The organism is Rahnella variigena, from assembly GCF_003610915.1.
Taxonomy (GTDB): domain Bacteria; phylum Pseudomonadota; class Gammaproteobacteria; order Enterobacterales; family Enterobacteriaceae; genus Rahnella; species Rahnella variigena.
Map to the genome: position 1 here is coordinate 4583653 of NZ_NSDJ01000001.1, position 14166 is coordinate 4597818.

At 52.7% G+C, this 14166-nt stretch carries 12 protein-coding genes; 11 read left to right on the forward strand and 1 reads right to left on the reverse strand.

Annotated elements, in window-relative coordinates; genetic code table 11:
• Positions 1-58: 58 nt before the first annotated feature.
• Positions 59-1414, reverse strand: a complete 1356-nt coding sequence (locus tag CKQ54_RS21140) for a 2-hydroxycarboxylate transporter family protein (RefSeq protein WP_120163716.1) — start codon at positions 1412-1414, stop codon at positions 59-61.
• Between the two features lie 320 nt (positions 1415-1734).
• Between CKQ54_RS21140 and CKQ54_RS21145 the strand changes: the two genes are divergently transcribed.
• The 11 genes from CKQ54_RS21145 to CKQ54_RS21195 all read left to right on the forward strand — a co-directional run bounded on the left by CKQ54_RS21145 (position 1735) and on the right by CKQ54_RS21195 (position 14160).
• Positions 1735-3387, forward strand: coding sequence for an ATP-binding protein (locus CKQ54_RS21145; RefSeq protein WP_120163715.1), 1653 nt, complete (start codon positions 1735-1737; stop codon positions 3385-3387).
• On the forward strand, positions 3380-4093 hold the full coding sequence (locus CKQ54_RS21150) for a response regulator (protein WP_113877535.1): 714 nt from the start codon (positions 3380-3382) through the stop codon (positions 4091-4093). The genes CKQ54_RS21145 and CKQ54_RS21150 overlap by 8 nt, the downstream gene beginning before the upstream one ends.
• Positions 4094-4681: 588 nt before the next feature.
• Positions 4682-5878, forward strand: a complete 1197-nt coding sequence (gene proV / locus CKQ54_RS21155) for a glycine betaine/L-proline ABC transporter ATP-binding protein ProV (protein WP_112290451.1) — start codon at positions 4682-4684, stop codon at positions 5876-5878.
• A complete protein-coding gene (gene proW / locus CKQ54_RS21160; protein ID WP_120163714.1) occupies positions 5875-7074 on the forward strand; it encodes a glycine betaine/L-proline ABC transporter permease ProW in 1200 nt (399 codons plus the stop codon). The genes proV and proW overlap by 4 nt, the downstream gene beginning before the upstream one ends.
• A gap of 230 nt (positions 7075-7304) precedes the next feature.
• Complete coding sequence (gene proX, locus CKQ54_RS21165; RefSeq protein WP_120163713.1) at positions 7305-8315, forward strand: glycine betaine/L-proline ABC transporter substrate-binding protein ProX; 1011 nt, start codon at positions 7305-7307, stop codon at positions 8313-8315.
• Positions 8316-8339: 24 nt separating this feature from the next.
• On the forward strand, positions 8340-9335 hold the full coding sequence (proX, locus tag CKQ54_RS21170; protein WP_112290456.1) for a glycine betaine/L-proline ABC transporter substrate-binding protein ProX: 996 nt from the start codon (positions 8340-8342) through the stop codon (positions 9333-9335).
• Positions 9336-9533: 198 nt separating this feature from the next.
• On the forward strand, positions 9534-10718 hold the full coding sequence (locus CKQ54_RS21175; protein WP_120163712.1) for an MFS transporter: 1185 nt from the start codon (positions 9534-9536) through the stop codon (positions 10716-10718).
• A gap of 174 nt (positions 10719-10892) precedes the next feature.
• Positions 10893-11654 carry an AzlC family ABC transporter permease gene (locus tag CKQ54_RS21180; protein ID WP_120163711.1) on the forward strand — a complete coding sequence of 254 codons (762 nt, stop codon included), beginning with the start codon at positions 10893-10895 and terminating at the stop codon, positions 11652-11654.
• Positions 11644-11985 (forward strand): L-valine transporter subunit YgaH, encoded by a 342-nt coding sequence (gene ygaH, locus CKQ54_RS21185; protein ID WP_113877529.1) that lies wholly within the window; start codon positions 11644-11646, stop codon positions 11983-11985. Before CKQ54_RS21180 ends, ygaH begins: the two co-directional genes overlap by 11 nt.
• A gap of 175 nt (positions 11986-12160) precedes the next feature.
• Complete coding sequence (gene mprA, locus CKQ54_RS21190; RefSeq protein WP_095923421.1) at positions 12161-12682, forward strand: transcriptional repressor MprA; 522 nt, start codon at positions 12161-12163, stop codon at positions 12680-12682.
• A gap of 23 nt (positions 12683-12705) precedes the next feature.
• On the forward strand, positions 12706-14160 hold the full coding sequence (locus tag CKQ54_RS21195; RefSeq protein ID WP_120163710.1) for an efflux transporter outer membrane subunit: 1455 nt from the start codon (positions 12706-12708) through the stop codon (positions 14158-14160).
• The last annotated feature ends 6 nt before the right edge of the window (positions 14161-14166 follow it).

Consider the following 14166-nt stretch of genomic DNA (forward strand, 5'->3'; position numbering starts at 1 on the left):
ACTGGGGATTTTTTCTCAGTGAAACCAGCCCCTTCGGTGAAAGGGGCTGTTACGGGGATTATGAAAAGAACTTCGCCAGCACAAATAATCCGACAGAAACGTTGATTGCACCACCGATGCGGGTAGCGATTTGCGCGAAAGGCATCAGCGTCATACGGTTACCGGAAGTCAGAATAGCCACGTCGCCGGTGCCGCCCTGCCCGCTCTGGCAGCAGGAAACAATTGCCACATCAATCGGATGCATACCGATTTTCTTGCCGACATAAAAACCGGTGCCGACCAGCGCCAGCACGGTGGTCACGATCACGAGGAGGTTTTGCAGGGTAAAAGCGTTGATCAGTTCCTGCCACGGCGTGATCGCCACGCCCACCGCGAACAGCACCGGATAGGTCACTGCAGTGCGGAAGAATTTATACACCGTCATCGAGCCGTGCTGAATGGTCGGTGAAACGCCATTTGCCAGTTTTACCAGTACTGCCGCGAATAACATGCCGACCGGCGCGGGCAGGCCGATCCACTTCTGACCGAGCATCCCGACCATGTAAAGCAGGATCGCCAGCAGCGCGCCACAGGCCAGCGCATTCACGCCCGGATTTCCTTCGAATTTGTCAGTACCGCTGCCCAGCTCACCTTTTTTCGACGGCATCAGCTGCCCCTCACCGGTCAGATGCGGATAACGTTTCCCCAGCTGATTCAGCACGCCCGCCAGCACAATTGCCGTCAGACCGCCCAGCATCACGATCGGCAGAATACGCCCCAGCGCCACACCTTGTTCCATGTGCAAAATCGTCGCATAACCCATCGACAGCGGGATCGCACCTTCACCTACGCCACCGGCCATGATCGGCAGGATCAGGAAAAAGAAGGTTTGCATTGGCGGTAAACCTAACACCGTGCCCATCGCCATTCCGGCAATCATGCCCACCACTTCACCGCATAACATCGGCACAAAAATGCGCATAAAGCCCTGGATCAGCACCTGGCGGTTCATGCTCATGATACTGCCGACGATAATGCAGCAGATGTAGAGATACAGAATATTGGTGGATTTATAGAATTTGACCGTGGAATCCACCACGACGTCCGGCAGTAACCCGTAATGCACCATCGCCGAAGGAATAAAGGTGGCGCAAATCGCCGCCGCGCCGAGTTTGCCGACGACGGGTAAGCGTTTGCCGAATTCGCCACAGGCAAAACCGAAGAAGGCCAGCGTGGCAACCATCACCACAATGTCGCTGGGTAATTTGCCGTTCAGGCAGTCGAGCAGGATCAGCACACCGGCCAGCAGGAAAAAAGGCAGCGGGATAATGCCTATATTGTAGTTTTCTAGAATGTGCCACCATTTTTGCCTGGCCGAGAGGCCGGAGGTTTTCTTTTCTTTGACTGCGATGTAGGAATCGTCGGTTGTGCTCATGGCATTGCCTCTTTCTTATAAATACTTTTCTTATTGATGTTCTGAGGATAAGAAAACAGCAGGTCAGCCGGATGTGAGTTTGTTCAAATTAAAACCGCAGGGATTAAGGTTATTATGGTGTTTATGGAGTTAATGTTATTTGATTTATAAGGATTATCAGATTTGTAGTAAAAAGCCCTATTACCCTTGTAATCACTGAGTGAATTCATCACTATTTATATTGCCTGTTCACAACTCTGTCTTTGTCCGATTACCGCCCTTACTGCCCCGTGGTACGCTTATTCAATGTGTATCTTTACGTTAATCTTGCAGCAGGCCGTATGAAACTCCGCATGCCTTTTCAGGTAAAACTCTTTTTATCTCTGGTGGTATTTTCCTGCCTGTTGCTGGCACTGCTGGGTGCTATTTTATTTCATATCATCGATCGTCAGTTGCATCACGACCTCGGCCAGCGCGCACGGGTTCAGGCCAGTGAAATCGCGCTGATGCCGGGACTGGCGCAGAAGGTTAAGGCGCGGGATACCACCGGGATCGCACGACTTATCCAGCCTTTACGCGATAAAAGCGATGCCAGTTATATCGTCATCGGCGATAACCGCGAGCTGCATCTTTATCATTCACAATCACCGGAGCGGATCGACCTGCCGATGATTGGCGGTGATAACGCAGAGGTGCTGGCGGGGAAAACCATTATTTCCGTCCGGCAAGGCGGCATAGGTGTTTCATTGCGCAGTAAAGCGCCGATCCTGGATGAGAATAATCGGGTCATTGGTATTGTCTCCGTCGGCTACCTCACTTCTTATATTGATAATATTAACGGCCATCGTCTGGCGCAGGCCGGTTTATACGGTTTGCTTCTTTTATTACTGCTGTTTATTTTTTCGTGGATGTTTACCCGCAACGTTAAAAAACAGATGTTCTGGCTGGAACCCAAAGATATCGCGCTGCTGGTTCGCCAGCAAAAAGCCTTGCTGGAAGCCATGTACGAAGGCGTATTCGCAGTTAATGCCCAAAAACAGCTGATTTCCATTAACCGCGCCGCACGCGAGTTGCTTGATATCCATCAGCCTGAAAATGAACTGCTGGGTAAACCACTTAATGAGGTGCTGGAGACACCGCCCACCTTCTTCACGCAAAGCGGTATCAGTGAAAATAACAGCCAGCATGATCAGATTACGGTGCTCAATCAGAGACAGGTGATCGTCAACCGCGTCCCGATAGAACTGGAACCGGGTAAAGAAAGCGGCTGGGTGTTCAGTTTCCGCGATAAAAACGACATAAATACGCTGAGCAGCCAGCTGAGTCAGGTGAAACGCTACGCGGACAATCTGCGCATCATGCGCCACGAACAGCTGAACTGGACCGCGACACTGGCGGGTTTGCTGCAAATGCAGCGTTACGACGATGCGATGCACTATATTCAGGCGCAGTCGGAAGGTGCGCAGGCGGTGCTGGATTTTGTCTCGGCGCGCTTCACTTCGCCTGCACTTTGCGGCCTGCTGCTGGGGAAATACGTCAGTGCGCGCGAAAAAGGCGTTGAACTCAGTTTCGATCCCGCCTGCCAGCTCACCCGCATTCCGGCGGCTATCACTGAAACCGAGCTGATGTCGGTGGTCGGTAATCTGCTGGATAACGCCGTGGATGCCACCCTCAACGCGCTCACGCCTTCTGTGCCGGTCGAACTGTATATTTCAGACAGGAATCAGGAGCTGCTGATTGAAGTCGCCGATCAGGGCAGCGGCGTGGATGATGCCCTGAAACCGCGTCTGTTTGAACAGGGCGTGACAAGCAAGCCCTCAGGCGACCACGACACGACCGGCGCGGAACATGGTATCGGGCTTTATCTGGTGGCCGGATATGTCCGTCAGGCCGGTGGCAGCATCGAAATCTCAGACAACACGCCGCAAGGTACGATATTTTCAGTCTTTATCCCGTACCCGGCTGAGGCTTTAACAGGAACGTATCATGAATAACAGCAGCGCTCTCGATGTCGTGATTGTGGAAGACGAGCCGCATCTGGCCGGTCTGCACCGCGATTTTATCGAGCAAAATTTCAATCTGCGTGTCGTGGGCATCGCCGCCACGCTGGAACAGGCGCGCTCGTTGTTGCGCCTGCATGAGCCACGGCTGATTTTGCTCGATAACTATTTACCGGACGGCCAGGGTGTAGATTTAATCGACAGCCCGCTGCTGAAAAGTTTCGACTGTTCGGTGATTTTCATTACCGCTGCCAGCGATATGCAAACCTGTAGTCAGGCGATGCGGAGCGGCGCGTTCGATTACATTATCAAACCGGTGTCTTTCCACCGGCTGCAAAGTTCACTGGAACGTTTTATGCAACTGGTGCAAACGCTGCGTAGTGTGAAAGTCGTCGATCAGCGGGCTCTGGATAAGTTGTTCAATCTGCCCGCCAGCGATACACCGGCAGCCCCTTCTGCCAAAGGGATCGAGCCCAATACGCTCGAACTGGTTCAGCGCGCATTTAACGCGAAACCGGACGTCAGCTGGTCGGTTGAAGAAGTCGTTGAGGAAGTCGGGATCAGCAAAACGACAGGCCGCCGATATCTGGAATATTGCGTGGAAATTGGCTTTATCGGCGTCGAGATGCAGTACGGAAATATCGGCCATCCCCGGCGCCTGTACCGGAAAATAGCCATCACAAAAAATTCTGAGGCCTGAGGCTGAATTTCCTCTTTTTTCTGTGACGAATTTCACGTTCATCGCCGGTGTCAGCACCGGCAAATTACGCCCTCTGCCCGCCGAATCCTGCCATTATATCAACTCAATTTCCTCTTTCAGACAACCGGTAAATTCACCGGTAATCACCCTCCCTGAAATCACTATTTACACCTGTAAAGTCTGCGCAAAAAATTCGCATTTCCCGGTTAAATTCCCTGCAATTATTAATGATAAAAAATCGACAACAAGATCATAAAATAAAACAATTAAAAACAATCACTTAAATATATATTCTGAATAATATACTTAATTTAAATGCAGCGAAAAACCGCCCGCTATGAAGCCCTGAAAATTGTCATTAAATGTCAGCGGATCCAGACAAAATTAGACAAGCCCGATACACACAAATACGTAACCCGAAACACAATCACGAATATTCTTCAGAAACATTGAGACTTGTCTCAGAATTTCGATGTGTTAGGGTATAAAGCGTTCACTATTTTGTTACAGGCAAAATCTTATACGGTCCAACACAAAAACTAGACATCGAGCCGATACGGCTATTTATATCCAAGGAATGCACATTGCATGGCAATTAAAATCGAAGTAAAGAATCTTTATAAGGTATTTGGCGAAAACCCGGATCGCGCTTTCAAGATGATTGATGCAGGCAAGGGTAAAGAAGAAATTTTTGAGAAAACCGGTCTTTCACTTGGCGTTAAGAATGCCAGTCTGGCCATTGAAGAAGGCGAGATTTTCGTCATCATGGGGTTATCCGGTTCCGGTAAATCCACCATGGTACGCCTTCTCAATCGTCTGATAGAGCCCACCCGTGGCGAAGTCCTGATCGACGGCGAAGATATCGCCAAAATCTCAGAAGCAAAATTGCGCCAGGTGCGCCGTAGTAAAATCAGTATGGTCTTTCAGTCCTTTGCGCTGATGCCACACCTGACCGTGTTGAATAACACCGCGTTTGGTATGGAACTGGCCGGTGTGCCGGTCGAAGAGCGCAATGCCAAAGCGATTGACGCCCTGCGTCAGGTCGGGCTGGAAAACTATGCCAACTCTTATCCTGATGAACTGTCGGGCGGTATGCGCCAGCGTGTCGGTTTAGCCCGCGCCATGGCCAATAATCCCGACATTCTGCTGATGGATGAAGCCTTCTCGGCACTCGATCCGTTAATTCGTACTGAAATGCAGGATGAGCTGGTGAAGCTTCAGGCTCAGCATCAGCGCACCATTGTGTTTATTTCTCATGATCTCGACGAAGCCATGCGCATCGGCGACCGCATCGCCATTATGCAGGGCGGCGAAGTGGTGCAGGTCGGCACGCCGGAAGACATTCTTAATAATCCGGCCAACGACTATGTGCGCACCTTCTTCCGCGGTGTCGATATCAGTCAGGTCTTCAGTGCCAAAGACATTGCCCGCCGTCGTGGCACACTTATTCGTAAAACCCCCGGTTTTGGTCCCCGTGCCGCCCTTAAGCTGCTTGAAGACGAAGACCGTGAATATGGTTATGTGCTTGAACGTGGACAGAAATTCATCGGCGTGGTGTCGATTGAATCCCTGAAAACTGCGCTTAAAGCCAATCAGTCGCTGGAAAGCGCCCTGCTGGAATCTCCGGCAGCCGTGCAGGCAGACATGCCGCTCAGCGAACTGATTTCTCATGTCGCCGCCGCGCCTTGTGCCGTACCGGTGATCAATGAGGACAATAACTATATCGGCATTATTTCCAAAGCCATGCTGCTTCAGGCTCTGGACAAAGAAGGGGGTAACGAATGAGCACTTCAACCGTAACGAACACGATGACACAGCACGCACAGGCCGCTCAGGCACAGGCTCTCGATCCGTCCGTCGATCCGTGGAGTGCCGATAACGCCAGTGGCGGTATTGCACCACAAGCTGACGCCGCGACGAGTGCAGCGCCAGCCGATGCGGGCAGCAGTGATCCGTGGGGCGGTGGCAGCGATGCCGCGACCAGCGCACCGGATGCCACCCATCATGCCGCCGCGCAGGCCAACGACTGGCTGAGCGTCGCACCTGAACAGCATCAGCATTTTAATATTCTCGATCCGTTTCACAGCACGCTGATCCCGCTCGACCGCTGGGTCACTGAGGGGATCGACTGGCTGGTCGGTAACTTCCGCCCTGTCTTCCAGGGGATCCGCGTCCCGGTCGATTTCGTGCTGAGCGGTTTCCAGCACGGTCTGGAATCTCTGCCCGCTCCGATTGCGATCCTGGTCTTTGCCCTGCTTGCGTGGCAGATGGCCGGTTTGGGTATGGGTGCAGCCACGCTGGTTTCGCTGGTGCTGATCGGTGCGATCGGTGCCTGGTCACAGGCAATGGTGACGCTGGCGCTGGTTCTGACCTCGCTGTTCTTCTGTATCCTGATAGGTTTACCGCTTGGAATATGGCTGGCGCGCAGCCAGAAGGCGGCCAAGATTATCAGGCCGTTACTGGATGCCATGCAGACCACACCAGCGTTCGTTTATCTGGTGCCGATCGTCATGCTGTTTGGTATCGGTAACGTACCAGGCGTCGTGGTGACGATTATCTTTGCCTTGCCGCCTGTCGTGCGTCTGACCATTCTGGGTATCAATCAGGTGCCGGAAGACCTGATCGAAGCCGCGAAATCATTTGGTTCCAGCCCGCGTCAGATGTTGTTTAAAGTTCAGCTGCCGCTGGCGATGCCGACCATCATGGCCGGGATTAACCAGACGCTGATGCTGGCGCTGTCGATGGTGGTCATCGCCTCGATGATCGCCGTGGGTGGTCTGGGTCAGATGGTTCTGCGCGGTATCGGTCGTCTGGACATGGGTCTGGCATCGGTCGGTGGTGCGGGTATCGTTATCCTCGCCATTATCCTCGACCGCCTCACCCAGTCGATGGGTCGCGACAGCCGCAGTAAAGGCGGTCACCGCTGGTTCACCCGCGGTCCTGTCGGTCTGGTGATGAAGCCTTTCACCAAAAAAGCCTGATCCACACACTGCATTTTTCCCGGCGGTTCGCTGCCGGGAACTCTCAAAAGCTAAAACAACGCAGTCCACTCTTACGTATTGATAAACAATCCTCAAAATCATTCGGGCGGCATCAAGGCGGCAACTGAATGAATCCCCGGGAGCTTACACTGGTAAGTGACCGGGGTGAATGAAGGCGGCCAACGCAGAGGCTGCCTGAATGATGAAGAGGAAAAGAATAAGGGTTCACCATGCGCACAACTCAGAATAAGACACACATTAAAACACTCATCCTCGCATTATCTATTGCGACACCTGCCGCTTTCGCTGCCGATTTACCGGGCAAAGGCGTGGTCGTCAAACCGTTGCAAAGCACCATTGCAGAAGAAACTTTCCAGACCGAACTGGTTAACCGTGCATTGCAAAAACTAGGCTACGACGTTCAGCAAACCGGTGAAGTAGATTACAACGTGGCGTACACCGCCATCGCCAGCGGTGATTCCACTTACATGGCCGTGAACTGGGAGCCGCTGCAAAAAGACATGTATAACGCAGCCGGTGGCGACCAGAAATTCTACCGTCAGGGCACTTATATCACCGGCGCGGCACAGGGTTATCTGATCGACAAGAAAACCGCCGACAAATACCACATTCATGATTTATCCCAGCTGAAAGACCCGAAAATCGCCAAACTGTTTGATGCTGACGGTGACGGTAAAGCCGATATGGCAGGCTGTAATCCGGGCTGGGTTTGCGGTCAGGTGATCAATACCCAAATCAAAGCTTACGGCCTGAGCGATACCGTGACGCAAAACGAGGGGAACTATTCGGCGATTATCGCTGACACTCTCACCCGCTTTAAATCCGGCAAACCGGTGTTGTATTTCACCTGGACACCGTACTGGGTCAGCAACGAGATGAAACCGGGCAAAGACGTGGTCTGGCTGACGGTGCCTTTCTCGGCAAATCCGGGTTCGCAGAAAGACATGGATACCACCCTGCCTAACGGCAAGAACTATGGCTTCCCGGTCAATAACGAACACATTGTGGCGAACAAAGCCTGGGCTGAAAAAAACCCGGCGGCCGCGAAACTGTTCGCCATCATGAAATTGCCACTGGCCGACGTGAACGCGCAGAACCTGCGAATGCATGAAGGTGAATCCTCATCAGAAGATATCCAGCAGCACGTTGATGGCTGGATCAAGGCGCATCAGGCGACCTTCGATGGCTGGATTAAAGAAGCTGCTGCCGCAGCAAAATAACGCATTATAAAAATCGAGGAATTTATGAAAAAGACAGGAATCTGGGCGGTTGCCGCCCTCACCACATTTGCAACAGCCACTACATTCGCTGCCGATCTGCCGGGTAAAGGCATCAGTGTGACGCCAGTCCAGAGCACCATCAGTGAGGAGTCTTTTCAGACCGAACTGGTAAGCAAGGCGCTGGAGAAACTGGGCTATGACGTGCAGCCAACCCGTGAGGTCGATTACAACGTCGGTTACACAACGCTGGCTGCCGGTGATGCGACCTTCACCGCCGTCAACTGGTCACCGCTGCATGATGAAATGTACAAAGCCGCCGGTGGCGACAAAGTCTTTTACCGCGAAGGCACCTACGTGACCGGCGCAGCACAAGGCTGGCTGATCGATAAAAAAACTGCTGAGAAATACCACATTACCAATATTGAACAGCTGAAGGATCCGAAACTGGCCAAGCTGTTTGATACCAACGGCGACGGTAAAGCCGATCTGACCGGTTGTACGCCGGGCTGGGGTTGTGAAGCCGCGCTGAATGAACAGCTGAAAGCATACGGACTGGAAAATACCGTGACCCACAATCAGGGTAACTATTCCGCGATGATTGCCGACACCATCACGCGTTACAAAGAAGGTAAGCCGATCTTCTATTACACCTGGACGCCGTACTGGGTCAGCAATGTGCTGGTTCCGGGCAAAGACGTGCTGTGGATGCAGGTACCGTTCTCAGTGGTACCGGGTGATAAAAATGCCGATACCACACTGCCAAACGGCAAAAACTACGGTTTCCCGGTGAGTACCATGCACATCGTAGCGAACAAAGCCTGGGCTGAGAAAAACCCGGCGGCGGCAAAACTGTTCGCCATCATGAAACTGCCACTGAAAGACATCAATGCGCAGAACGCCGCCATGCACGCGGGTAAAAATTCAGATGCTGATATCTCCGCGCAGACAGATGGCTGGATCAAAGCCCACCAGGAACAGTTCGACGGCTGGGTAAAAGAAGCGGCTGCGGCAGCGAAATAACATTACATCAGATTCAGTAAGGCCAGCGGGCGGGGAGAAATCTCCGCCCGTTTTTTTTGTGGTGACGTATATATAAAAAGCGCTATTGCAAAACCAAATAGTTGCCATGAAAACTATTCATTGGTTTAATATTTCAACCAAAACGATAATCGTTTTTCGCATTCCCCTGCTTCTTCAATAAGATCTGTTATCTCCATTATGAAAAAAACGACCACACATTCACCACTCAGCCCGGCGCTGATTATTCTGATGGCAGTCGCCACCGGGCTCGCCGTCGCCAGTAACTATTACCCGCAGCCGCTGCTGGAAACTATCGCACGCGCATTTGATCTTTCAGTCAATCAGGCTGGGTTTATCGTCACCGTGGCACAACTTGGTTATGCCTGCGGGCTGATGTTTATCGTACCGCTCGGCGATATGTTCGAACGTCGCGGGTTAATCGTGCTGATGACGCTGCTTTCCGCCGCAGGATTGCTGCTCACAGCCATGGCGCCTACGCTGACCATCATGCTGGTCGGAACGGCACTGACCGGGCTGTTCTCGGTAGTAGCGCAGATTCTGGTGCCGCTGGCGGCTACGCTGGCTGAACCAGAGCGTCGTGGTAAGGTGGTCGGGCTGATTATGTCCGGTCTGCTGCTGGGCATTTTGCTGGCACGTACCGTCGCCGGTGCTCTGGCGTCGCTGGGCGGCTGGCGCACGGTTTACTGGGTGGCGAGCGCACTGATGATCGTGATGGCGCTGGTCTTGTGGCGCAAGCTGCCGAAACACCAGCAGAAAACGGATCTGAATTATCCGCAGTTGCTTAAATCCATCTTCACGCTGTTCATCCACACGCCGGTGTTACGCACCCGCGCGCTGATCGGCATGTTCTGTTTCGCTAACTTCAGTATTTTGTGGACGTCAATGGCGTTCCTGCTGGCGGGCCCGGCGTATCACTATTCCGAAGCGGTGATCGGACTGTTCGGGCTGGTGGGCGCGGCGGGTGCGCTGGCGGCTACCCGTGCGGGACATCTGGCGGATAAGGGCAAAGCGCATCTGACCACCACGGCGGGCCTGATTCTGCTATTGCTGTCCTGGGCGGCGATTGCCTGGGGCCAGCACTCGGTGATTTCGCTGATTATCGGCATCATCGTTTTGGACCTTTCGGTTCAGGGCGTCCACATCACCAATCAAAGTGTCATCTACAAAACCATGCCGGAAGCACGTAACCGCCTGACCGCGGGATACATGACGACGTACTTTATTGGGGGTGCGGTCGGCTCGCTGGTGTCCGCATCCGCCTATCAGGCCGCAGGCTGGTACGGAGTGTCAGCAGCAGGGACCATCATGTGTGTGCTGAATTTACTGGTCTGGCTGAAAGGATATAAATACAAGCTGGCGTAATAACGTACGAAATTACATCAGGAGGGAACCATCACCCCTCCTGATTAGCTTGCGAATAATCATATTGGAAATTTATTTGAACCAAAGGGTGTTAACAATACTTACAGTCTGGTAATGTTTGCACCATGAATTATTTGCCGGAACTCATCCGGTTTCACAATCTTTTAAACACCCATGCAAAGCAACCCAGATCTCGAAGCACCCGACCCCGTCCGTGTTTCAACATTCGCACAAGGTATAACCGACAGCCTGCCCATTGTCATTGGCTATCTGCCCATCGCTTTTGCATTTGGCCTCAGCGCCGTAAAACTGGGATTCACCCCAGCTGAAAGTCTGCTTTTTTCCATTCTTATCTACGCTGGCGCCAGTCAGTTTGTGATCACCGCGCTTCTCAGCGCCGGAATGTCCTTGTGGGTTTCTGCCCTTACCGTGATGGCAATGGATGTACGACATGTGCTGTACGGGCCGTCGCTGCGTAACCGTCTGGTGGGCAAACTCAATGGCAAAAAAACCGCGCTGTGGGCATTTGGCCTGACGGACGAAGTGTTTGCCGCCGCCACAGCCCGGCTTATCCGTGATAAACGCAGCTGGAGCGAAAACTGGATGTGCGGCATTGCGCTGTCTTCCTGGCTTTCATGGGTATTTGGCACTGCTGTGGGGGCGTTATTTGGCAACGGGCCACTGGAAAATTTCCCGGCTGTCGAAGCCGCACTCGGCTTTATGTTACCGGCGCTGTTTCTGAGTTTTCTGCTCGCGGCGTTCAGGCGCCAGCAAATTATGGTGTTTGTCGCGTCGCTGGCTGGCGCGCTGGGCGGACTGCTGTTCTGGTCAATTCCCGCCGCTATCGGCTGCGGTCTGGCCGCCGGGTGCGTTGCCGCCCTGCTGCAACGCCCTCAATCCTCTTCTGCCACGGAGATAACCTCAGATGAGCACTAATGTCATTCTGGTTTGTCTGCTCGTCGGCACCGTGAATTACCTGTTCCGGTATTTGCCTTTGCGCATGGGCGCAAGGCAGAAATCCGGGCCAAAAAGTGGCCCTCTGTCCCGCGTGCTCGACAGCATCGGTATCGCGTCTATCTGCGCGTTACTGGTGGTTTCAAGCACGCCTGAAATTTTGCGTGATCATCAAAAGCTGCTGCCTTCGCTGGCCGGTTTTGTGCTTCTCGCGCTGATTTTCTGGCGAACCAAAAGTATCATTATTGCCACACTGACCGGTGCGCTGGCGTACGGGCTGGTGTTTAAGGTGATGCTGATGGCCGCAGGCTGAAGACCTTTTTTTACTGCAGAGTAACCGCAGGGCAAACTCTGCCGAATACTTTAAACATCGAATAATTCACCGGAGTTATGAATCACACTAATTGCTAAAGAATTGGTGATTCATGACATTGATATTATTAATTACCATCGTTACTATGTCATCTGTAACTAATGAGGCTTCTCATATGGACAGTTCGTTCGCGCCAATTGAAAACATGTTAAATTTCCGGGCCAAAAAGCAAAAAGATTTCCCTTATCAGGAAATTCTGCTGACCCGCCTGTGTATGCACATGCAAAGTAAATTGCTTGAAAACCGCAATAAAATGCTGAAAGCACAAGGGATTAATGAAACGCTGTTTATGGCGTTACTGACCCTGGATGCGCAGGAAAGTCACAGCATTCAGCCTTCTGAGCTCAGTTCTGCGCTGGGTTCTTCCCGTACTAATGCCACCCGTATTGCGGATGAGCTGGAAAAACGCGGATGGATTGAACGCCGTGAAAGCGATAACGACCGCCGGTGCCTGCATTTGCACCTGACGCCTGACGGGGAAGCCTTTATCCAGAAGTTACTGCCGCCTCAACACAAGAGTCTGCATTTTCTCTGGTCAACTTTAGACGCAGATGAGCAGAAGCAGTTAGAAACCCTGACCCGCAAACTGTTAACTCGCCTTGATCAGATGGATGCAACAGCACTACAACAATTCTAAATTTCTGTTCAGGTAAACTACACATGTCACTCCAAGCTCGCTGGAGGCTTACGCCGCTGTTTGCCGTTTTGATTTTGGCCGGCTGTGCCTCCAGTAATAATATTGCTCCTCAGTCGTCGCTGCTGGATACGCAACAGCTTCATCTGCAGCAGGCAAAAGTCAGTTCCCTGACCCTCGGCCCTCAGTGGTGGCGCAGTCTTAATGACCCGCAACTGGATAACCTGATGACCACGACGTTGCAAAACTCGCCGTCATTACGTCAGGCCGCCGCTCGCGTGCGCGAAGCACAAAGCGTGATGGGAGAAGCCGATGCCGCCAATGGTCCGTATCTGGATTTGAATGGTTCTACGCGTCGTGAACGTGTCGCAAAAAACACGATCCCGCCGTTCCTGACCAGCTATCCTGAAGCGCCGATCTACGACAGCAGCAACAGCCTCGGGCTGAATCTGAGCTATGAGTTTGACTGGTGGGGTAAATACCGCAATCAGGTGAATGCCGCAAAAGCACAGGTGGATTCCGCCCGTGCTGAACAGGCTGAAGCCGCTCTGACGCTGACCAGTTCGGTCGCGTCAGCCTATTATCAGTTGCAGGCCAATCTTGCCTTACAAGATGTTCTGCAACATGAAGTGGATAACAACCAGCGTCTGGCAGATTTGCGGAAAGCGCAATATCAGGCTGGGGTCTATGGCATTGAAATTCCGCAACAAACCCAGGCTCAGGCTGACAGTGCCAAACAGCAGATCATCAACCTGAAATCGCAAACTGAACAGCTGAGACATCAGCTTTCTGCGCTGGCAGGACGTGGTCCGGATGCGATGAATGGCCTCCACGCCGTGGCATTGCCACCGGCAGAAGCGCTGGCACCTAAAGCCGAACTGACGCTGGATTTACTGGGTAAACGCCCGGACATCGCCGCACAGCGTGATCTGGTGGAGTCCTATTCCCAGCGGGTCAGTGCCGCGAAAAAAGAATTTTATCCAAGCCTTTCCATCAGTGCCTTCGGCGGTCTGACGACCACCAATTACGGCGGCACCAGCCCGAATCTTTTTGAAGCAGCCAGTAAAGCCTGGAATATCGCGCCAGCCATTTCGCTGCCGATTTTCCACGCCGGTGCACTGCGCTCCAAACTGGGCGAAGAGTCCGCGTTATATGACCAGTCAGTTGAGTCGTATAACCAGACCATCCTGAACGCCATCCAGCAAACTGCGGATGCCATTACAGTCTCGAAAAGCAGCGCGGAACAATTGCAGCAGGCATCTTCTGCCGCTAAGTCGCTGGAAGAGGTGTATCGCGTTTCGGATGCAAGATACAACGCTGGCGTCATCGGACGGGATGAGCTGTTAAGCAGCCAGTCAGCGCTTCTGCAACAACAACAGGCGCAACTCAACGCCAGCAGTCAGTTGATGCAGTCAAAAATCAGTCTCATCCGTGCGCTTGGGGGTGGCTATCAGGCCCCGGTCGCGGACCAAAAATCATAATAAAAG